The following is a 21,439-nucleotide window of genomic DNA, read 5'->3' as shown; positions in this document are numbered from 1 at the left end:
CCGCTGGTGCTGGTGGTGGAAAGCCTAGTGCACCCGGGTTTTGAGGACCCGGGTGCACCGGGTGGTAATTCTTTGCTTAGCCGTGCAGGGGCTTGCCGGCGAGGGCCATGGCGGCCTCGCCGAGGGCTTCGTTCTGCGTGGGGTGGGCGTGCAGCAGGCTGGCCAGGTCTTCCGGGTAGGCCTCCCAGTTCACGATCAGCTGTGCTTCACCGATCTGCTCGCCGATGCGGCCGCCGATCATGTGGACACCAACAATGGGGCCGTTCTTTTCGCGGACCATCTTGATCAGGCCGGAGGAGCCCAGGATGGAGGTCTTGCCGTTGCCGGCAAGGTTGTATTCCTGGACCTGGACGTTGTCATCGCCGAGCTTGGCCTTGGCGGCCTTTTCGGTCAGGCCGACCGACGCGATTTCGGGCTCGCAGTAGGTCACCTTGGGGATGTTGACGTCTTCGACGATGACCGGCTTGAGTCCGGCGATTTCCTCTGCCACAAAGATGCCCTGCTGGAAACCGCGGTGGGCCAGCTGCAGGCCGGGAACAATGTCACCCACGGCGTAAACGTTGCCGACGCCGGTGTGCAGGCGCTCGTTGGTGATAACGAAGCCGCGGTCCATGGTGAGGCCCGCTTCCTCGTAGCCCAGGTTGGCGGTGACCGGTCCGCGGCCCACGGCCACGAGCATCAGGTCCGCTTCGTAGGTCTTGCCGTCAGCCAGGGTGACGACCACGCCGTCGTCGTTCTGCTTCACGTTGTCGAAGAAGATGCCGGTGCTGAACTTGATGCCGCGCTTCTTGTATGCGCGTTCCAGCTGCTTGATGATCGCTGCGTCTTCGTTGGGGACCAGCGACGGGAGGCCTTCGATGATGGTGACGTCCACGCCAAAGGAGTTCCAGACCGAGGCGAACTCGACGCCGATGACGCCGCCGCCGAGGATGATCGCGCTCTTGGGAACGGTGTCCATCTTCAGCGCCTGGTCGGAGGTGATGACCTTGCCGCCAATTTCCAGTCCCGGCAGTGAACGGGAGTAGGAGCCGGTGGCCAGGATGATGTTGGCGCCGGTGTAGGTCTCGCCGTTGACCTCAATGGTCTTTTCGCTGGTGAGCTTGCCTTCGCCCTCGATGACCGTGATGCCCTTGGATTTGATCAGGCCCTGAAGGCCGCGGAACTTGCCCGCAATGATGTTGTCCTTGTAGGAGTTCACAGCCGTCATGTCGATCGAATCGAAGGTGGCGTTGATGCCGTACTTCGATGCGGTCTTGGCGTTTTCGGCGATCTCGGCCGAGTGCAGCAGGGCCTTGGTGGGGATGCAGCCGTTGTGCAGGCAGGTGCCGCCCAGCTTTCCCTTTTCGATGAGTCCTACAGAGAAACCCAGCTCCACGGAGCGAAGGGCGGCGGCGTAGCCACCGCTTCCTCCTCCGAGGATCAGGATGTCGAATTCTTGCGCAGTTGCCTTTTCGGCCACTTGGACGCTCCCTCGCGTAATCGGTGACGCACATGGGCGCGTCGTTTTAGTGATTTGGGCGGTTGTGATCGTCTCTCACACTATCCCGCCGGCTGGGCTGCATCCACTCAGTGAAGTCCCGCCGGCGGGAAGTGTAAGGAGAAACACCACGCCGATTGCTTATTCCCGGTGGCTCCCGAAGAAGTCCGGTGCTATATGCCTGTCTTAGACGGAGCGGGCGACGACGTCTTCCGCGTAGGCCACCAGCGTGCGGACCGCGACGCCGGTGCCCTCCTTGGGCGTGTAGCCGTAGGGGGAACCCTCGTTGAACGCCGGTCCGGCGATGTCGAGATGGGCCCACGGGATCTTGACGCCGTCCACTTCGCCGACGAACTCGCGCAGGAACGATGCAGCTGTCATCATGCCGCCGAAACGCTCGCCGTGGTTAGCGATATCCGCAACCTGGGAATCGAGGGAGGCACGCAGTTCTTCGGGGATGGGCATCGGCCAGAACAGCTCTCCGGCGCGGTCCGCGGCGGCCTTGACGGCGTCGCGCACTCCTTCCTCGCCCATGACGGCCGAGACGCGGTTGCCCAGGGCGATCATCTGCGCACCCGTGAGGGTGGCGACGTCGATCAGCACGTCGGGAGCTTCTTCCGATGCAGCCACGAGGCCGTCGGCCATGACCAGGCGGCCCTCGGCGTCCGTGTTCAGCACTTCCACGGTGCGTCCGCCGTAGGTGGTCATGACGTCGCCCGGACGCTGTGCGGTGCCCGAGGGCATGTTCTCGGCAAGGCACAGCCACGCGGTGACCTTGACGGGCAGGCCCAGCTCGGCGATGGCCAGCAGGGCGTTCAGAACGACGGCGGCTCCGCCCATGTCGCACTTCATGGTCTGCATTCCGGCGGAGGGCTTCAGGGAGAGGCCGCCCGAATCAAAGGTGATGCCCTTGCCCACCAGGGCCAGCTTGGCTTTGGCCCGCAGGGGTGCGTACTCGACCTTGACCATCCGCGGCGGCCGGGAGGATCCCTTGCCCACGCCCATAAGGCCGCCGAAACCGTCACGCTCCAGCTTCTTTTCGTCCATCACGGTGATCTTGACCTTGGCGGAGAGCGGCTTGGCAAGGTCCTTCGCCGCAGCTGCAAACGTTTCGGGGTACAGGTGGCTTGGGGGCTGGTTGACCAGAGTCCTGGTGGCGTTGACGGCACGGGCCAGAATGCGGGCACGTTCCAGGGCCGGCTTCAGTGCCTTGTCCTCGGCAGCGGGCGTGACAACAATGATGTTGTTGACCGGCTCCTTGATCTTTGCCTTATCGGTGCGGTGTTCGCTGTAACCGTAGGCGCCGAAGAGGGCGCCCTCTGCGACGGCGGCGGCGTCCGCCACCGTGGCGGCCGGCAGGGCCAGTGCAACGGATTCGGTGCCGGCCAGCTGGCGCACTGCTGATCCGGCCGCACGGCGCAGGGCTTCGGAGCTCAGGGGAGCTCCGGCGCTGACCTTGCCTACGCCGGCAAGTACGAGCGTCTGGGCTTCGAGTTCCGGCAGCCCGGGAAGGCGGTGGATCTCATCGGATGCGCCGGTGACTCCCAGCAGGGGCAGCGATGCCGCGAGTGCGGAGGCGGCCTTGGAGCTCAGCGGGCTGTCGATCAACACGGGGCCGCCCGGCGTCTGGCCGATACCCACGACGAGGGCCTGGGCGGGCACCTTCTGCACGTCCTTGGAAGTCACCGTTAGATTTGGCTCGTTCGTTTTCACCACGAAGTTACATCCTTACGTTCACAAAATGTTGGTTGGTGCCGCGTTTTGGGGCGCGGCCCGCGTCCTGCCGGTGCGGTTCCTTGTTACCGATCGTAGTCTCTTGGCTGCGGCGCGTGTTTGTCCGGCGGCGCGGCGGGCAAACACGCAGCGGACAGCGGGTGGGCGGACCCCGCGCAGACGGCGCCTGTGCGCGGGCGGGGTCCGGGAATGAAGTGCGGGGACGGGGACGTTTACGCTTGAGAAGACAGCGCATCCGCGCTGACCCGCCGTTCCGGGTTTCACCCGCGGCGGGAAGATCTCCACATTTGTCGAAAGTCCAACGCGCATGGAAGCACAGAAGGGGAAGACATGCTTGATCCGCTGACCCTGTTCAATCTGAATCCGGAGGTGGCCGACGACGCCGCCCTGCACGGATTGCAGCTTCTCGTGGGCTTTACCGGTTTTGCCGAGGCAGGCCACGTGGTTTCCCAGATCCGCGACGAGCTGCTGGAAAACCTTGAGCACGATGTGGTGGCATCCTTCGATTCGGATCAGCTCATCGACTACCGTGCCCGCCGGCCCCAGATCTCGTTCGTGGAAGATCATCTGGCCGACTACGAACCTCCCCAGCTGAACCTGTACCGGATGTATGACGGCCTTGGAGAACCTTTCCTGTTTCTGACCGGTTTCGAACCGGACGTGCAGTGGGAACGTTTTGCCGCGGCAGTGGTGCACCTGGCCAGGACCTTCGATGTGGAAATGATGAGCTGGATCCATTCGATTCCCATGCCGGTGCCTCACACCCGCCCCGTAGGTGTGACCGTCCACGGCAACCGCCCGGATCTCATGGCCGGCATCAGCGCGTGGCGTCCCCAGGCGCAGATACAGGCTGCGGTGGGACACGTTCTGGAGCTGCGCCTCACGCAGGCGGGTTTCGACGTCGTCGGCCATGCCATGCACGTGCCGCACTATCTGGCGGAGGCGGAGTTCCCGCCGGCCGCCGTGGCCGGCTTGGAATACCTGGGCGCCGCTGCATCCCTGGTGCTTCCCACGGACAGGCTCCGTGAAGCCGGACGTGACGTGGAACGCCAAATCGCCCAGCAGGTGGAGGCGTCTGCGGAGGTCAAGGGTGTCGTGGCTACCCTTGAGAAGCGGTATGACGAGTACGCGGAGAGCACTGTGCGCCGTTCCCTGCTCGTGAAGGACAATGATGAGTTGGCGGACGCCGAGGAACTTGGTGCCGCCGTCGAGGCCTATTTGGCGAGCCCGCAGGCGGAAGAGGAATCCGAAGCGCTGCGGCCTGAGACTACAGCCGATACAACGGAGGACGCAGAAACTGGTGGGAATGCTGATGCTTCCGGGCAAGCTGGGACTTCCGAACAGGCAGACACCTCCGGACCCTTCGATCAGGGGACGGGCCCCAAGAATTAGCCTGGCGGTGCGCAAATGAATTCAACGCGCGCCTGGTTCGTCTGGGGTATCAGTGTCCTGGCCTATTTGGCCGCGGTCACGCAGCGCACCACTTTCGGCGTTGCCGGCCTGGAAGCCACCGCCCGGTTCGAGGCCACGGCATCCATCCTCTCGGTCTTTACGGTGGTGCAGCTGCTGGTGTACGCCGCGCTGCAGATTCCGGTGGGCGTGCTGGTGGACCGGTTCGGTCCCCGTCTCCTGATAGCGGCGGGAGCGGCCCTCATGGTGGCCGGACAGCTGCAGCTGGCCGCGGCGGATTCCGTCGGGGCGGGTATTCTCGGCCGTTCTTTGGTGGGGGCCGGTGATGCGCTGACCTTCATTAGTGTCCTGCGCCTGCTGCCGGCCTGGTTCAGCGGCCGTTCCATTCCGGTCCTGACCCAGTGGACCGGCATCATCGGACAGCTGGGACAAATCGCCAGTGCCGTCCCCTTCGCCTTTGTCCTGCACCGGTTCGGGTGGAGCACGGCGTTTGTGTCGGCTGCTTCCCTGTCCGTGCTGATCCTGGTCCTCACCCTGGTCTTTGTCCGCAACCGGCCTGCCGGGGTGCCGCGCCCGGTGCTTCTTCCCCTGCGCCAGAGCGCCACATCGCTGGCTGAAGCGTGGCGGCAGCCCGGCACCCGGCTGGGAATGTGGACGCACTTCACTATCCAGTTCCCCGGCACAGTTTTCATCCTGATGTGGGGATTCCCCTATCTGGTCAGCGCAGAGGGACTGGAATCGTCCTGGGCGTCTGCGCTGATGACGCTCTTCGTGGTGGTGGCGATCATCTGCGGACCCTGGCTGGGTTCCTGGGTGGGCCGCCATCCGCTCCGCCGTTCCACCATGGTCCTCCTCATTGCCGCTGCCATGGCCAGTGCCTGGCTGGCCGTGCTGCTCTATCCGGGTCCGGCGCCGATGTGGCTGCTGGCGCTGCTGGTGGCGGTCCTGGCCATCGGCGGACCGGGCTCGATGATCGGGTTCGATTTTGCCCGTACCTACAACCCCGGCCACCGGCTGGGAACGGCCACAGGCATCGTCAACGTGGGCGGGTTCATTGCCTCCCTGATTTCCATGTACCTCATAGGAGTGGTGCTGGACATCCTGAATGCCCGCGGCTTCAGCGGGGGAGACCTGTATGCCCTGGAGTCCTTCCGCATTGCGCTGGCAGTCCAGCTGCTGGTGATGGCCGTGGGGGTGGCCGGAATTCTCCGCACCCGGGCACGCGTGCGTGCACGGATGGCCGACGACGGACTCAAGCTGCCTTCGCTGCGGCAGGCCATCGCCCGTGAGCGTCAGCGGAAACAATCCGAGCGCGGGGTACGGCAGGCTGTCCGGCAGGAACAGGGGGCGTCCGGGTCCCGGGAGGGTACGGACGCCGGCTGACCGGAGCCGCACGGCTGTTCCTCCACCGCAGGGAAAACGGCGTCCGGCACTCGCATTCGTCCACAACGCAGGCCCCTTCGTTCCCTGTCCGGCGTCCGAACAGGGAACCTCGGACCATGACGAACTCACGCAGCCGGCGGCCCAGGGATCCGTTTCCCGTCAGCGGACCGGCGGACATCCTGGCCTACATTCCGCACAGCCTCGGTTTTACTCCGAAGGAATCGCTGGTCCTCATGACCGTGGACTCCTCCAGATTAGGTGCAACACTGCGTCTGGACCTGCCGGCTTCAGCACTGGATTACTCGGAGTTTGCGGCCAAGGTCAGTGGCATTCTCCGCTCTGATGTTTGCGCAAACGGCGTGCTGATGGCCCTTTATACGGACCGGGCATGGAAACGGCCGGATGCTCCTCCCTACCGAAGGCTCATCCATCAGCTCAGCCGGTGCCTTACCGGCAACGGGCTGCCCATCCGGGACGGGTGGGTAATCTCCTCCACTGCCTGGCGGGAGTATTTCTGTTCAGACAGCGGCTGTTGTCCCTGGCCGGGCCGCCCGCTGCAGGACATCACCAACAGCACGCTGAGTGCGGAAATGGTGTACCGCGGCAGCGCCTACGCGCCAACACTGGAGCAGGCCGTGGCTCTGGATCTTCCCGAGCCCTGGGGCGAACCCGGTGCGGTTGCTGCCGTACACCGTGCCGCTTACGGGCGCCGGCTGGCGGGACACTGGTGCGGATCTTCGCAGTTCGCAGGAACCCTGGATGTCTGGGAGACGGTGATTGAGGGTTCGGAGGCGGCGGCGGGGCAGGCGGGGCTGGCAGGCGAGGGTAATCCGGCGGGGCCCGAAACCACCCGGGGCCGGTACCAGGGAGGTTCCGGTGAGCCGCTCTCTGGTGAACCCGCACCCTCTGGTGAACCCGCACGGGGATTTGCGCTGCTGCGGACGGCCCCGGAGACAGCAGGCTTCCTCCTGGCCAGCCTGCGTGCCCGGCCGGTGCGGGACACTCTCCTGGTGATGGCGGCTCTGGGGAAAGACCAGGCACTTGCAGGGGCCGAAGCCTGCCGCCTCCTTTCGGTGGACGGCGCTCGCCCCCTATTGCCGCCGTCCCCGGACGCGGCTGCGCAGACGGATGGCCGGGACACGGCAGGCGCCGGGGCATCCCGCCGTGGATCCGGACAGGCACCCGGCAGAGGGGGGAGAGTCATTGCGGGGTCATCCCATGAGCTGCCCCGCAAGCGCCCCCAAGACGCGGGACGAGACTACCGTGATGTGCTGGTGGGCCAATATCCACAGTCACCGCGGTGGGGTGCCATGGACGCGGCATTCGCTGTTTTTGCTGAACTCCTGGCGGCCGATGCCGCGGAAGGCGAAGAGGATAGGGAAGCTTCTTCAGCCCTGCTGAGTCTGATGGGCTGGATCGAATGGGCCCGGGGGAGGGGGTCCAGGGCGCAGGTGCTCCTGACCCGTTGTTTGGAATCGAATCCCGGCTACCGGCTCGCGGAGCTGCTCGAAGAACTGCTGGCCACCGGCGTATTCCCGGTATGGGCGACAAACCAGGGGACGGCTTGGAAGGCAGCGGAGCGCTCTCCGGGTGCTGCCCGGAGATAAGGCGGGGCGTTGCTTGTTGGCTGTGCTCCGGCAGCAAGGCTCACCCGATAGCTGGGGGAGCCCCTGTGCCGTGCAGCCGTACAGCCGGGCAAAGGGGCCGGTCATGCTGTCGGCAGCAGGAAATCATGAGACAATGGGAACCGAGACCCGGTCGGGTTCGTGTATCAAGTGTCGCTTCTTGTTCCCAAGGACTGTTGTACAGGGAACAGAAACCACGGCAGATGTGTTCTTCATGAGAGCACCGCTGCTGGTGGGATCGCTTGAAAACAAGCACGGACTTGACAGGGTCATAGTGGTGTTGCCCCCAATGGCGATTCCACAGCCCGCCGTATGAAAGGTTTTCTGTGTCGCCGAGAAAGACAACTGCAGTCGAAGAGACTGACACTGCAAGCAAGCGCACTGCCGTAGACGAAGCCCAGGCTCCGATAGATGCCGCCGCCGGCGATAAGACCGCGGTAAAGACCGTCCGCAAGGCCGCAGCGCGCAAGCCAGCTGCTGCCAAGTCAGCTACCGCTGCAGCCGGCCGCAAGACCCCCGCCAAATCAGCCAAGGCCGCAAAGGCCGCCGCCGCAGCGGAAGAGGAAGAGTCGCACAGCGACGCGGATCCCGCTGAGCCGGAGACTGATGCTGCAGACGCTCCGGAAGCAGCGCCTACAGGCTCGGGCTTTGTCTACTCAGATGCCGACGATGATGACGCCCCTGCCCAGCAGGTTGTCTCCGCCGGGGCAACAGCGGATCCGGTCAAGGACTACCTGAAGCAGATCGGCAAGGTTGCCCTGCTGAATGCTGAGCAGGAAGTGGATCTCGCCCTTCGCATCGAAGCCGGCCTCTTCGCTGAAGAGAAGCTCGCAGCAGATCCCAACATGGACCCCAAGCTCAAGCGGGAGCTTGAGTTCATCGTTCACGACGGCAAGCGTGCCAAGAACCACCTGCTGGAAGCCAACCTCCGCCTCGTGGTCTCGCTGGCCAAGCGCTACACCGGCCGCGGCATGCTGTTCCTGGACCTCATCCAGGAAGGAAACCTGGGCCTGATCCGCGCAGTCGAGAAGTTCGACTACACCAAGGGCTTCAAGTTCTCCACGTACGCCACCTGGTGGATCCGCCAGGCCATTACCCGCGCGATGGCCGACCAGGCCCGCACCATTCGCATCCCGGTGCACATGGTCGAGGTCATCAACAAGTTGGCCCGCGTGCAGCGCCAGATGCTTCAGGACCTGGGCCGCGAGCCCGCGCCGGAAGAACTGGCCCTCGAGCTGGACATGACCCCTGAAAAGGTTGTGGAAGTGCAGAAGTACGGCCGCGAGCCGATCTCCCTGCACACCCCGCTCGGTGAAGACGGCGACTCCGAATTCGGCGACCTCATTGAGGACTCCGAGGCCGTGGTTCCGGCTGATGCCGTGAGCTTCACCCTGCTGCAGGAGCAGCTGCACTCGGTGCTGGACACTCTCTCCGAGCGTGAAGCCGGCGTGGTGGCGATGCGCTTCGGTTTGACCGACGGCCAGCCCAAGACACTGGATGAGATTGGAAAGGTTTACGGGGTTACCCGTGAGCGGATCCGCCAGATCGAGTCCAAGACCATGTCGAAGCTGCGCCACCCGTCCCGTTCCCAGGTGCTGCGCGACTACCTGGACTAATCAAGCCAAATACCAGAACGCCCCCGATCCGCCGAAGCGGACCGGGGGCGTTCTGCATTTAGCCCGAATCTGCCGGTACCGGATGCACTCATGGAAAAGGCTCCTCCCGCCGGGCGGGAGGAGCCTTCCAAGCTGTACGCGCTGCCGGGGTTTGCCGGCTGCGTCTGAAGTGCGGTCTAGTCTGCGGGGACTGCTTCTGCCTTCTTCATCAGGCGGGACGTTTCATCCTGCCATTCCGAGGTCAGGGGGCGAAGGTTTGCCTCCACCGCCCGTGCATGGTGTCCGCAGAAGAGCAGCTCTCCACCCGAGGATTCAAGTACCGCACGTACGTACGCCTGCGCGCCGCAGCGGTCGCAGCGGTCCAGCGTATTCAGTTCACGAGTAGCTACTGCTGCTGTCATGAAAGCCTCCTTGGGGGTGTTGATACTTCATATAACCATCTTTACGCGCCGGTTCTTCGCGCATTGGCGGGTCTTTCGCTCTGCGCGTACCAATCTCATGTCCTCTTGTGAGGAAATTCACCGATGCTGAGTCGCTGGCGGACAGTGTCACCGGCGGGCCTTAACCTTGGTAGTAGCCCGGTTTAATCCGGGTACGCAGCTGGATCGGCGATCTGCCGGCCAACGGTTTCAAAGCCTGAGGAGTTTCAAACACGTGGCGCCCCCGAACACTGAGTACAACGCCCGCCACCTTTCCGTCCTGGAAGGGCTCGAAGCTGTGCGGAAGCGTCCCGGCATGTACATCGGGTCCACCGATTCCCGCGGGCTCATGCACTGTCTCTGGGAGATCATCGACAACTCCGTGGACGAGGCCCTGGCCGGCTACGGCCAGAGCATCAAGGTCATCCTGCACCCGGACGGCTCCGTGGAGATCCATGATGACGGCCGAGGCATCCCGGTGGACATCGAGCCCAAGACCGGCCTGTCCGGTGTGGAAGTGGTCTTCACTAAGCTTCATGCCGGAGGCAAGTTCGGCGGCGGTTCCTACGCCGCCTCCGGAGGCCTGCACGGTGTCGGCGCTTCGGTGGTCAACGCCTTGTCCGCCCGTCTGGACGTGCAGGTGGACCGCGCCGGCAAGGTTTACCAGATGAACTTCCGGCGCGGCGAGCCCGGCCATTTTGCAGACACGGGCAAGTCTCCGAGCCCCGATGCCAAATTCTCACCCTTCCTGGAGAGCTCCAAACTGGAGGTGGTGGGCAAGGCCAAGCGCGGCGTGACCGGAACCCGGATCCGCTATTGGGCGGACCGCCAGATCTTCACCCCGGACGCCAAATTCTCCTACACGGAACTGCAGGCCCGGGCCCGCCAGACATCTTTCCTGGTTCCCGGACTGAGGATTACCCTGCGCGACGAGCGCCGCCTGCCCGGAACCCCCGGCGAGGCCGGCCCGGTGGAGGAAGTCTTCCAGCACGACGGCGGCATCACGGAGTTTGTGGAATACCTGGCAGCGGACGCACCGGTCACCGACATCTGGCGCCTGCAGGGCAGCGGCAAGTTCAAGGAATCAGTTCCCGTACTGGATGATTCCGGGCACAGCAAAATCGCCGAGGTGGAGCGGGAATGCGAGGTCGATATCGCGCTGCGCTGGGGCATCGGCTATGAAACGAATATCCGCAGCTTCGTGAACATCATTGCTACGCCCAAGGGCGGAACTCACCAGGCCGGGTTTGAGCAGGCCCTGCTGAAGACCTTCCGCAAGGTCATCGAGGCCAACGCCCGCAAGCTCAAGGCCGGCAACGACAAGATCGAGAAGGATGATGTCTTCGCCGGGCTGACTGCCGTCCTGACGGTGCGGCTTGCCGAGCCGCAGTTCGAAGGACAGACCAAGGAAATCCTTGGCACGTCTGCGGTCCGCGCCATCGTCGCCAAGGTGGTGGACAAGGAAATTACGGCGCGGTTGAATTCCAGCGCCCGGCAGGACAAGGCACAGTCGGCCCTGCTGCTGGAAAAGGTCGTTTCGGAGATGAAATCCCGCATCTCCGCCCGCGTGCACAAGGAAACCCAGCGCCGGAAGAACGCCCTGGAAACCTCCTCCATGCCGGCGAAGCTGGCGGATTGCCGGATTGATGACAGTGAGCGTTCGGAACTGTTCATTGTCGAAGGTGACAGCGCACTGGGCACGGCCAAACTTGCCCGGTCTTCGGACTACCAGGCGCTGTTGCCAATCCGCGGCAAGATCCTGAACGTGCAGAAGGCCTCCGTTGCGGACATGCTCTCCAACGCCGAGTGCGCGGCCCTGATCCAGGTGGTGGGGGCAGGGTCCGGACGGAGTTTCCAGCTGGACGCCGCACGTTACGGCAAGGTCATTTTCATGACCGACGCCGACGTCGACGGAGCACACATCCGCACCCTGCTGCTGACCCTGTTCTTCCGCTATATGCGGCCTCTGGTCGAGGCGGGCCGCGTATACGCCGCTGTGCCGCCGCTGCACCGCGTGGAGGTCATCAACCACGGGTCCAAGGCCAACGAGATGATCTACACCTACTCGGAAAAGGAGCTGCACCAGCTGCTGGCCAAGCTGCAGAAGGAAGGCAAGAACTACAAGGAGCCCATCCAGCGGTACAAGGGTCTGGGTGAGATGGATGCTGACCAGCTGGCGGAAACCACCATGGATCCGCGGCACCGGACACTGCGCCGCGTGCGCATCGACCAGGCAGCCGACGCCGAACGCGCGTTTGAGCTGCTGATGGGCAGTGAGGTGGCTCCGCGCAAGGACTTCATCATTGCGGGAGCGGCCATGCTGGACCGCGACCGCATCGACGCATAAGCGCGGTCGGTTCCCCGGGGCGGGCTGCGGAACCAGCCTTGCCCCGGCTCAGAGCCCGGGCTGCCGCCTAGACGACGCCCGGCGCCACCAGCAGCGTGGTGGGAACGGCAAGCAGCAGGCCGGACAGAATGAGTACCGCGGCCCGCTGCCAGGCCGGCAGCGGCGGCAGGGGCGTCAGCAACCTGCTCAGCCGGTGAACCGTGCCGATTTTCTCCGGCTCGTCGGGGCTGCCCAGCAGCGGCGTGCCCCGAATCTCGGCAACGGCCAGGTTTTCCGCAGGCGCCGCGCCGCCGGTTCCCACAATCGCCACGGCCCGAATCAATGTGCCCGGCTGCACCGTGCGCAATGCTTCGTCATCAGCCAGCATCTCGATGAGCTCGTTGACGGACTGTTGGGCCAACTGGGAGGTGGGCAGCCACGGCAGTGCGGCGCGCCAGGCGGCAAACGCCCACAGCAGCAAATGGTGGTGCTGGGCGAGATGGGCTTTCTCATGGATAAGGACGGCGGAGAGCTCATCATCCGAGAGCATCTCGAGAAGCCCGTCCGAAAGGACAGTGACCGAACGTGCGCCCCCCGGAAGGCAGTACGCCACCGGTACGGGGTGGTTGATGACCACGGTGGCCGGACGGGTGTCTGAAGGGGAACTCAGCAGGGACAGCATGTCCCGGTGCCTGCGCCGGCCGCGGCGGATCCGGTAATAGGTCAGCAGGAGGGTGAAGATCAGGTGGGCGCTGAGCAACACTGCGGCACTGAGCGCAAAGACATGCACCAGGCCCAGCGTGGTGGCTGGCTCGCGGTGCACCAGGATGCCCCAGAGGCTGCGCAGCGCGTCAATCAGGTTGTTGCCGAGGGGCTCAAGGCCCCAGGTCAGCATGGCGCCGATCATCGACAGGCCGCCGGCCAGAGCGATGGCCTGCCACAGCACCATCGCAGTGAACGGGGACCGGGCCGGCCATTTGGCGCGCGAAAGGGCAATAGGAACAGGCCACGCCAGCACGAGGGCAAGCGCGGCCAACAGATACGAGGCCCAAAACATTGCGGCGGAGAGGAGTAGCCGCTACCCGGTCAGACGCCGCCGAGCAGGCGGCGGAGGGTTTCCGCCTCGGTCGCCGAGACGGAGCCGACAAAGCGGGCCAGCACGGCCTCGCGGTCATTTACTGAACCGAGGACTTCATGCATCAGCTCAGCTGTATGTTCGGCCTTGGACGTAATGGCGCGGTACCGGTGCGGGCGGATGTTGCGCTCACGCTCCACCAGTCCCTTTTTTTCCAGCCGGGAGAGGACCGTGAGGATGGTGGTGACCGCAAGGCCCCTGCCGTCTCCGGTGCCCGCGGCAGGGTTGGCCTGAGCCAGCAGTTCACGCAGTTCGTTTGCCGTGGCGGCCTCCGGTGACTCCCAGAGGAGGTCCATTGTTGCCCGTTCCAACTCACCGAGGGTAGCCATCTGTGTTCCTGTCCTTCAGCATTAATAGTCTCGAACCTCCGCCGGAGCCTGTTCACTCCGGTCAATACCCCGCAGGGAAGAGGTCCGGTTCCCCAATCTACAGGTTTTTTGTGATCGGTTCTACATCGCGTAGAAATCTTTTTCGAACTCATCTACGATCAGAAACAGAATGATCTTCTACGCTCTGTAGAAATCTGGTTCGACTGAAGGAATCCTCCCGTGGAAGCACTCGATATTGCCCGTTGGCAGTTCGGCATCACCACCGTCTACCACTTCCTCATGGTGCCGCTGACGATTGGCCTGGGGCTGGTAGTGGCAACCCTGCAGACCATGTGGGTCCGCACGGGCAAAGACGAATACCTGCGCATGACCAAGTTCTGGGGAAAGCTCTTCCTCATCAACTTCATCATGGGCATAGCAACCGGTCTGGTTCAGGAATTCCAGTTCGGCATGGCTTGGAGTGAGTACAGCCGCTTCGTGGGCGACGTGTTCGGCGCCCCGCTGGCGCTGGAATCTCTGCTGGCCTTCTTCACCGAGTCCGTGTTCCTGGGACTGTGGATCTTCGGCTGGGGAAGATTGTCCAAAAAGCTGCACCTGGCCTGCCTGTGGATTGCAGTGCTGGCTTCGGTTCTGTCCGCCTACTTCATCCTGGCTGCGAACTCCTGGATGCAGCACCCCGTCGGTGTGGAAATGGTGGACGGCCGCCCCGTGCTCAATGACATCTGGGCCGTCCTGACCAACAACACCCTGCTGGTGGCCTTCCCGCACCAGATCACTGCCGCTCTCTCGGTGGCCGGCGGATTCCTGCTCGGCATTGCCTGGTACCACTTGTGGAAGCGGCGCCGCGACGGCATTGACACCGTCAACGAGGACGGCACCGTGAACATCGGTGAGCGGCCGGAAACCGGCCGCGACAAGGCAGACCACAGCGTCTGGATCAAGTCGCTGCGCATCGGGGCAGTGGTGGCCATGGTGTCCTTCGCAGGCACCGCGATTACCGGCGACCTGCAGGGCAAGCTCATGTTCGACCAGCAGCCCATGAAAATGGCAGCGGCCGAGGCCGCCTGCCACGACGGAACGTCCTTCTCGATCCTCTCGGTCGGCGACGTAGGCGCCAAGAACTGCGACGATGTCAAGGCCGTGATCGAAGTTCCCGGCCTGCTGTCCTTCCTGGCCAACAACAACTTCGACACTGAGGTCAAGGGCGTCAACACCCTGATCCCGGAGTATCAGGAGGCCTACGGCACGCACATCCCGGATGATCCCAAGTACGGTGCGCAGGCCGGCACCGAGATTGACTACCTGCCGGTCATGTCCGTCACCTACTGGGGCTTCCGCATCATGATCGGTTTCGGCGGCATTGCGGCCGCTGCGGCTGCTTTCGCTCTGTGGATCACCCGCAAGGGCACGGTCCCGCAGTCCAAGTGGCTGATGCGCCTGGCCGTGTTCGGCATCCTGGCCCCCTTTGGCGCCAACAGCGCAGGCTGGATCTTCACCGAGATGGGACGCCAGCCCTTTGTGGTCGCACCCAACCCGAGCTTCACCGGCATCGACCAGGTGTTTATGTTCACCGCGGCGGCGGTCTCACCCGGTGTCTCCAGGGCCGAGATGATCTTCTCCCTGGCCTGCTTCGCGCTGGTCTACCTGGCGCTGCTGGTGGTGGAAGTGCGGCTGCTGTTCAAGTTCACCCGCGGCGGCGTTCCGTCCGCCATGCCGGAGCTGCTCAGCAGCAGCGGGCACGACGGCGGTTCCTCCGGCGGCATGGATTCCGCCGGCGGTGACGACGGCAGCGGCAGCGACGGCAGCGACACCGGCGGCTCCGGCGGAACCGGAGCCAAGACCAAGCAGCCCGATGACGTCCTCGGCTTTGCCTACTAAGCGATCTGGAGCACAGAAGTGATTTCGCTACCCACCCTTTGGTTCATTGTGCTGGCCTTCCTCTGGACCGGCTATCTCTTCCTGGAGGGCTTCGATCTCGGCGTCGGCATGCTCATGAAGCTGATGGGCCGCAGCGAGAAGGACCGCCGGGTCATGCTGAACACCATCGGACCGGTCTGGGACGGCAACGAGGTGTGGCTGATTACTGCCGGCGCCATGACGTTTGCCACCTTCCCGCTCTGGTACGCGGCGCTCTTCTCGGCGCTGTACATCCCGCTCGTGCTGGTCCTGCTGGGACTGATCTTCCGGGCGGTCTCCATCGAGTACCGCGGCAAGCACAACGACGACCGCTGGCGCAGCCGCTGGGACTGGGCCATGGCCCTGGGCTCCTTCGTCTCCGCCTTCGGTGTGGGCGCTGCCCTGGCACTGACCACCACCGGACTGCCGCTGAATGAGAACGGCGACCGGGTGGGCGGAGCGTTCGCCTGGTTCAACGGCTATGCCGTCCTGGGCGGATTCGCCGTCGTTGCCTTCTGCCTGGTCCACGCCTGTGCCTTCCTGGCACTGAAGTCCCGCGGCGACATTGAAATGCGCGCCAGGCGCGCCGTCGTTCGCTGGCTGCCCCTGGGTGTTCTTCCGATGGCCGCCTGGGCGATTGTGGTGCAGCAGCAGAACGGCAAGGCGCTGACCCTGATTCCGCTGGTCATCGCGGTGGTGGCCGTGGTGCTCGCATGGGCCGCGGCGCGGCGCGGCAGGGAAGGCTGGAGCTTCATCTGGATCGGCCTGTTCCTGGTGGCGGGCGTGTTCACGATCTTCGCCTCGCTCTACCCGAACGTGCTGCCCTCCACCCTGAACCCTGAGTGGAGCCTGACCGTGAACAACGCGTCCTCCTCCGATTACACGCTGACCGTTATCTCCTGGGTCTCCCTCTTCGGCCTGCCCCTGGTGGTGCTCTACCAGGGCTGGACCTACTGGGTCTTCCGCAAGCGCATCACCGCTGACTCCATCCCCGCTGCCCACTCGGTGACCGCTCAGTGAAACCGGTGCTTCCGGTCAGTGCCGCCAGCCGGCGGGCACTGTACCTGCTCGGCCTGCTGGCCGCCATTAAGGCGGCGGGCCTGGTGCTCCTCGCCACGGGTGTGGCTGCCGGAGTGGCCGGGCTTGCCGCCGGCGGTCCCGACTGGCGCTGGGTGTTCGCCAACGGCATCGCCGGAGCGGTGCTGCGCTCACTGGCGGTATGGGGCACCGAGACGGTATCCCAGCGGGCTGCGGCAGGAGTTAAGGAAGAGCTGCGTGCCTCCCTGACCAAGCGCGCGCTCGACGACGGCGGCAACGTTCCCGGCATGGGGTCCGGCGCGCTGAGCGTGCTGATCACCCGGGGACTGGACGGACTCGACAACTACTACGCCAAGTACCTGCCCGCCCTGGTGACCTGCGCCGTCGTACCCCTGCTGGTGGGCCTGCGCATCCTCTCCGCGGACTGGCTCAGCGCGGTGGTGGTGGTCCTGACCGTACCGCTGGTTCCGGTGTTCATGATCCTGATCGGCCTGCACACCGGAGACAAGACCGCCGCCGCAGTGGATGCGCTCAACCGGCTCTCGGACAACATGCTGGAGCTGGCCAAGGGACTGCCCGTGCTCGTCGGACTGGGGCGCGCGAAGGCCCAGACCAGGGTATTGCGCGATGTAGCCGAGAACTACCGCATCCGCACACTGGAAACCCTTCGAATCGCGTTCCTGTCCGCGCTGGCACTGGAACTGATTGCCACCATCTCGGTGGCACTGGTGGCCGTAGTGATCGGCGTACGCCTGGTCAACGGTTCCATGTCCCTGGAACTGGGCCTGCTCGCCCTGATCCTGGCTCCGGAGTGTTATCAGCCGCTGCGTGACCTGGGCACGGCCCACCACGCCAGCGAAGACGGGCTGGAGGCACTCAAGCGCACCAACGCCGTGCTCGATGCCCCGGTCGCCGCTCCGCTCGTGCCGGTGGCTGCTACCGGCACGGGTGCCGGCACGTCCTCCGGTCCGCAAACATTGTCCGGACCTCCGCTGTCTGTCGTTGGGCTGACCATCCGGTATGCCGGCCGGCCCCGGCCGGCGGTGTCCGGCCTCAGCTTCGAGGTGCCCGCCGGCAGCATCGCAGCCCTCACCGGATCCAGCGGAAGCGGCAAGACATCCGTCCTGGAAACCCTCGCCGGACTGCGCCGCAACGGCGGCGACACCTCGCTGGAAGGTTCCGTAACCGGCGTCGACCGCGCCGGCATTGCCTGGATCCCGCAGCATCCGGTGCTGGTGGAAGACACCGCCGCGGAAGAGATCGCCCTCTACTCCGGCCTCGGACCGGGGGAGGAAGGGCGGCAGGCTGCGGCAAGTGCGCTCGCCGCTATCGGCGCACTGCACCTGCTGGAAACCCGCACCGCGGACCTGAGCCCTGGCGAGCAGCGCCGCGTGGCCGTTGCCCGCGCACTGGCCCGCATTGCCTGCCAGCCGCAGGTGCGCGTGCTGCTGGCGGATGAACCCACGGCTCATCTGGACGCGGCCAGCGCCGCCGCGGTCATCCGTGCCCTGAAGAACCTGCGCGGAACCGTCACTGTCCTGCTGGTAGCCCACGACCGGGCAGCCGCCGCCATTGCCGACACACTGATTCCCGTGGATACCGGGTTGCCCGGTGAAACCGGTCTTGCCGCCGCACATCTCCCGGCTGCATCCCCGCAGGCAGCCGCCCCGGCCCTGCCGGCCGGCGAAGCTCCGGGGTTCCCCGCTGACGGCGGTGCTGGGCCCGGCGCAGAACATACCGATGTGCGCTGGCAGGACGAGCTGGCGGAGACCGAATCCCATCCCGTGCATCAGCCGCTTTGGAAGAACCTGCTGGTGCTGCGGCCCTGGAGCCCCCAGTTCCTGCTGGCCCTGCTCCTGGGTACCGGGGCGACCCTCTTCGCGGTGTCGCTCACGTCGCTGTCCGGCTGGCTGATTGTCCGGGCCAACGAACAGCCGCCGATCATGCTGCTGCTCACCGCCATTGTTGGGGTGCGGTTCTTCGGCATCGGCCGCGCCGTGCTGCGGTACCTCGAGCGGCTGCGCCTGCACGACGCCGTCTTCCGCGCCACCAACGCCATCCGCATCCGCCTGTGGAACGGACTGCTGCAGCGGCCCGAGGGATGGCGGCGGCTGGCCCGCGGCGGAGGGGCGCTGGAACGGCTGGTGGGGGATGTCGATGAGCTGCGGGACATCGCACCGCGCGTTGTCTTTGCACCGCTGACCGGCTTCTTCACCGCCGTCGCCGCGTGTATCGCCACAGGTCTGCTGTTGCCCGAAGCGCTGGGCGTGCAGATCCTGGTGTGCGTGGTGGGCCTGGTGATCGCACCGCTTGTGGCCGTGGGCGCCGACGCCGCAGCCCGCGCCGCAACCGTGCGGCTGCAGTCGCGGTCCATGGCGGCCATGGCGCGGTTGCTTGACGCAGCATCGGATCTGGAAGCCAACAGCAGCGCCGCACCGGTGTTTGCCCGCCAGCAGGAGCTCGACGCACGGGCTTCGGCCGCAGTGCGCCGCAGCGCATGGGCGCAGGGCCTGGCCAATGCGCTCACCGCCCTGGCCTGCTCGCTGGGGGCCCTCTACGTGCTGACCGTGGCCGGGAACATCCCGGCGGCGGTGGCCGCCGTCGTCGTGCTGATGCAGCTGGCGCTGATCGAAGCCTTCGTGGCCGTCAACGGCTCCATCCAGCAGTTCTTCGCCTGGCGGACCCTGGGCGACAAGGTGCTGCCGGACCTGGGAACCGACACCGTGGAGCCGGACCCGGACCCGGACCCGGACACGGACACGGATTCCGCGGACGGAGCGCCGGTCCCCGCTGTGGAAACCGTTGAGCTGCGCGGCATCAGCTACACCTATCCAGGGGAAGAGACCCCGGTGTTCGAGGACCTGGACCTGGACCTGCGCCGGGGCAGCTGGCTGGCCGTGACCGGGCCCTCCGGCAGCGGGAAGTCCACCCTGCTCGGTGTCCTGCTGGGCTTCCTCACCCCGCAGGAGGGATCTTTCCTCATCAACGGCCGGGCCGCTGCGACATTGCCGCCGGCTGCACGGCGGATGGCCTGGTGCCCGCAGGAAGCCCACTTGTTCGATTCCACCCTGCGCGGCAACCTGCTGCTGGCCCGCGACCGGCGGCTCGCACCCACGGAAGCGGAGATGGTTGCGGCCCTTCACGCCGTCGGCCTGGGTCCGTTCCTCGCCGGGCTTCCGGAGGGACTGGACACCCGTGTGGGCGGCGGCGGACACTTCCTGTCCGGCGGGCAGCGTCAGCGCCTTGCCGTGGCGCGCGCGCTGCTGACGGAAGCCGACGTCGTACTACTGGACGAGCCCACGGCCCACCTGGACGCGGAAGCGGGTGAGCAGCTGATGGCCGATTTGGCGGCCGGGCTGCGCGGCAAATCAGTGGTGGTAGTGACCCACAACCCCGCCGATGCCGCCTGGTGCCAGCGCCGAATTGTGCTGGGACAGCCGGTATGTGCCGCGTCACACTCCTAGGAAGTCCCCGGTGCACGTGTCATAGGGTGGAAAAATGAGCATTTCAACACCTCCGGAAATCCCCGGCCCCGTTACGGGCCTGCGCTGGCGTGCCATCACGGCCGAAGACGTTGATGCCTGGCTGGAGCTGGTCCGGCGCATCGCTGCAGCGGACAAGCCGGGATATGTCCAACAGCGTGCGGACCTCGAACACGTTTTGGCTGCCAGTGCGGACAACCCGGCCCGGGACACCCTGCTGGGACTTGACCGCAACGGCGTCCCGCGGGCCTACGGATACCTGGTCCGGACCGAAGGGTCGGACAAAATCCACGGTGCCGGGGGAGTGGACCCGCAATGGCGCAGGCGCGGCGTCGGCACTGCCCTGCTGCGCTGGCAGCAGCAGCGTGCCCGTGAACGGCTCCTGGAAACCGGACATGAAAAGGGTCTGCTGCGCTTTATGGCAGAGGAGGACAACGCCTCGCATGTAGCTCTGTTCCATGCCGCCAATGCGTCAGTGGTGCGCTACTTTACGGAGATGAGCCGACCGCTCGACGCGGATATCCCGGACACCAAGCTGCCGGACGGCCTGGAATATGTGACCTTCAACGAGGATATTTCCGAAGCACTGCGCGTTGCGCACAATGAAGTGTTCCAGGATCACTGGGGCAGTGAGGAACGGGATCCCGAGCGCTGGCAGCACAACGTGGAACACCCGCATTTCCGTGCGGACTGGACCTTTGTGGTCATGGATACTGCCGCCGGGGAAATTGCCGGCTATAACATTGCCTCCTTTGATCCGGAGGGCGAAAAGCTCAACGGCTACAGCGAGGGCTACACCGAGCTGCTGGGTGTGCGCCGCAGCTACCGGGGCCTGGGACTGGCGCCGGCCATGCTGGGCGAAGCGATGCGCCGGTACAAGGCGTCGGGCATGGAGCGTGCCGGCCTGGGCGTGGACACGGAAAATCCGTCCGGTGCCCTGGGGCTTTACGAAAGCCTGGGCTATACGCCCACCTTCCGCGAGGTGTTCTTCGACCTGCACGTGCTTCCCTAGGATGCAGCAATACCTGCGGCCCACCCGGGTGCCGTCCCGCCCTGCGGGGGACTGATGCCGGCGGCGTCCAATCCTGCTTCCTGCAGCAGCCAGGAAGTGAGGGAGTTGGAGTTCCACATATCCGTGGAACCGTTGATCCGGCGCCCCCAGATATGGGACGGCACAGCCGCAGCACGAGCCAGCAGTCCGGCCGCTGCGGCATCGGTCAGCGGAAAGACCACCGGGCTCGCCACAGCGTACTGCCGGTCGGGAAGTACTCCCTGGGGCCAGCAGCGGACCTCGTAGCGAAACAGCCGGAAGCGTCCCAAAAAGCGCAGACCCACCGGCCCGCTGGCCACTACGCCCCGTGACGGATTGCGCTGCCCCCAGGCCGGAGCCATCTCGATGACCCACTCCCCGGTGGCTCGAACCACTATGAGGGCACTGTGAAACAAGGCCTGCTCCGGCCGGTGCTCCATGAGAGCGTGGAAGCGTTCCCACCACCTGCTGGTATGGACGACGACGTGCCCGCCGGCGCCAACCGGCAGCCACCACAGCTGAACCGCGGCGTCGTTCAT

Annotated in this window: 15 protein-coding genes; 9 read left to right on the top strand and 6 right to left on the bottom strand. The window is 65.2% G+C overall.

The annotated features are described in order from the left end of the window. Positions 1-76 precede the first annotated feature (76 nt). Together lpdA and CXR00_RS11755 are read right to left on the bottom strand one after the other, a co-directional pair. Positions 77-1,459, bottom strand: a complete 1,383-nt coding sequence (lpdA, locus tag CXR00_RS11760; protein WP_104054649.1) for a dihydrolipoyl dehydrogenase — start codon at positions 1,457-1,459, stop codon at positions 77-79. A 204-nt stretch (positions 1,460-1,663) separates the two neighbouring features. Next, entirely contained in the window at positions 1,664-3,193 is a 1,530-nt protein-coding gene (locus CXR00_RS11755) for a leucyl aminopeptidase (RefSeq protein ID WP_104054648.1), read from the bottom strand. A gap of 348 nt (positions 3,194-3,541) precedes the next feature. On the opposite strand from CXR00_RS11755, the gene CXR00_RS11750 reads away from it, so the two are divergent. The 4 genes from CXR00_RS11750 (at position 3,542) to CXR00_RS11735 (ending at position 9,245) form a co-directional block, all read left to right on the top strand. Beyond that, a complete protein-coding gene (locus CXR00_RS11750) occupies positions 3,542-4,603 on the top strand; it encodes a proteasome assembly chaperone family protein (RefSeq protein ID WP_104054647.1) in 1,062 nt (353 codons plus the stop codon). Positions 4,604-4,618: 15 nt separating this feature from the next. Continuing rightward, positions 4,619-6,004, top strand: a complete 1,386-nt coding sequence (locus CXR00_RS11745) for a nitrate/nitrite transporter (RefSeq protein ID WP_104054646.1) — start codon at positions 4,619-4,621, stop codon at positions 6,002-6,004. Positions 6,005-6,120: 116 nt separating this feature from the next. Next, positions 6,121-7,611 carry a DUF4192 domain-containing protein gene (locus CXR00_RS11740; protein ID WP_104054645.1) on the top strand — a complete coding sequence of 497 codons (1,491 nt, stop codon included), beginning with the start codon at positions 6,121-6,123 and terminating at the stop codon, positions 7,609-7,611. A gap of 344 nt (positions 7,612-7,955) precedes the next feature. After that, a complete protein-coding gene (locus CXR00_RS11735) occupies positions 7,956-9,245 on the top strand; it encodes an RNA polymerase sigma factor (RefSeq protein ID WP_104054644.1) in 1,290 nt (429 codons plus the stop codon). 176 nt (positions 9,246-9,421) lie between these two features. Here the strand turns inward: CXR00_RS11735 and CXR00_RS11730 are convergent, their stop codons facing one another. Then, positions 9,422-9,646, bottom strand: coding sequence for a hypothetical protein (locus CXR00_RS11730; RefSeq protein WP_104054643.1), 225 nt, complete (start codon positions 9,644-9,646; stop codon positions 9,422-9,424). 253 nt (positions 9,647-9,899) lie between these two features. Between CXR00_RS11730 and CXR00_RS11725 the strand changes: the two genes are divergently transcribed. Beyond that, positions 9,900-12,011 (top strand): type IIA DNA topoisomerase subunit B, encoded by a 2,112-nt coding sequence (locus tag CXR00_RS11725; RefSeq protein ID WP_104054642.1) that lies wholly within the window; start codon positions 9,900-9,902, stop codon positions 12,009-12,011. A 67-nt stretch (positions 12,012-12,078) separates the two neighbouring features. On the opposite strand, the gene CXR00_RS11720 is transcribed toward CXR00_RS11725, so the two are convergent. Together CXR00_RS11720 and CXR00_RS11715 are read right to left on the bottom strand one after the other, a co-directional pair. Further along, a complete protein-coding gene (locus tag CXR00_RS11720; RefSeq protein ID WP_104054641.1) occupies positions 12,079-13,047 on the bottom strand; it encodes a M56 family metallopeptidase in 969 nt (322 codons plus the stop codon). Positions 13,048-13,076: 29 nt separating this feature from the next. Then, a complete protein-coding gene (locus CXR00_RS11715) occupies positions 13,077-13,454 on the bottom strand; it encodes a BlaI/MecI/CopY family transcriptional regulator (protein ID WP_104054640.1) in 378 nt (125 codons plus the stop codon). 219 nt (positions 13,455-13,673) lie between these two features. On the opposite strand from CXR00_RS11715, the gene CXR00_RS11710 reads away from it, so the two are divergent. From CXR00_RS11710 to CXR00_RS11695, 4 genes are read left to right on the top strand one after another with little or no spacing between them, the layout of a single operon-like run. After that, positions 13,674-15,332 (top strand): cytochrome ubiquinol oxidase subunit I, encoded by a 1,659-nt coding sequence (locus CXR00_RS11710; protein WP_104054639.1) that lies wholly within the window; start codon positions 13,674-13,676, stop codon positions 15,330-15,332. Between the two features lie 18 nt (positions 15,333-15,350). After that, positions 15,351-16,370: a cytochrome d ubiquinol oxidase subunit II gene (gene cydB / locus CXR00_RS11705; RefSeq protein ID WP_104054638.1), complete on the top strand. Its 1,020-nt coding sequence runs from the start codon at positions 15,351-15,353 to the stop codon at positions 16,368-16,370. Beyond that, a complete protein-coding gene (gene cydD, locus CXR00_RS18045; protein ID WP_146068489.1) occupies positions 16,367-19,852 on the top strand; it encodes a thiol reductant ABC exporter subunit CydD in 3,486 nt (1,161 codons plus the stop codon). Before cydB ends, cydD begins: the two co-directional genes overlap by 4 nt. A 34-nt stretch (positions 19,853-19,886) precedes the next feature. Further along, a complete protein-coding gene (locus CXR00_RS11695; protein WP_237686794.1) occupies positions 19,887-20,882 on the top strand; it encodes a GNAT family N-acetyltransferase in 996 nt (331 codons plus the stop codon). Here CXR00_RS11695 and CXR00_RS11690 read toward each other — a convergent pair. Then, positions 20,879-21,439: a hypothetical protein gene (locus CXR00_RS11690; RefSeq protein WP_104054637.1), complete on the bottom strand. Its 561-nt coding sequence runs from the start codon at positions 21,437-21,439 to the stop codon at positions 20,879-20,881. The two genes, CXR00_RS11695 and CXR00_RS11690, sit on opposite strands and share 4 nt — an antisense overlap.

The organism is Arthrobacter sp. 9E16 (genome assembly GCF_002929435.1).
In the GTDB taxonomy this organism is placed as follows: domain Bacteria; phylum Actinomycetota; class Actinomycetes; order Actinomycetales; family Micrococcaceae; genus Arthrobacter_B; species Arthrobacter_B sunyaminii.
This window is presented reverse-complemented; position numbering and strand designations above follow the sequence as displayed.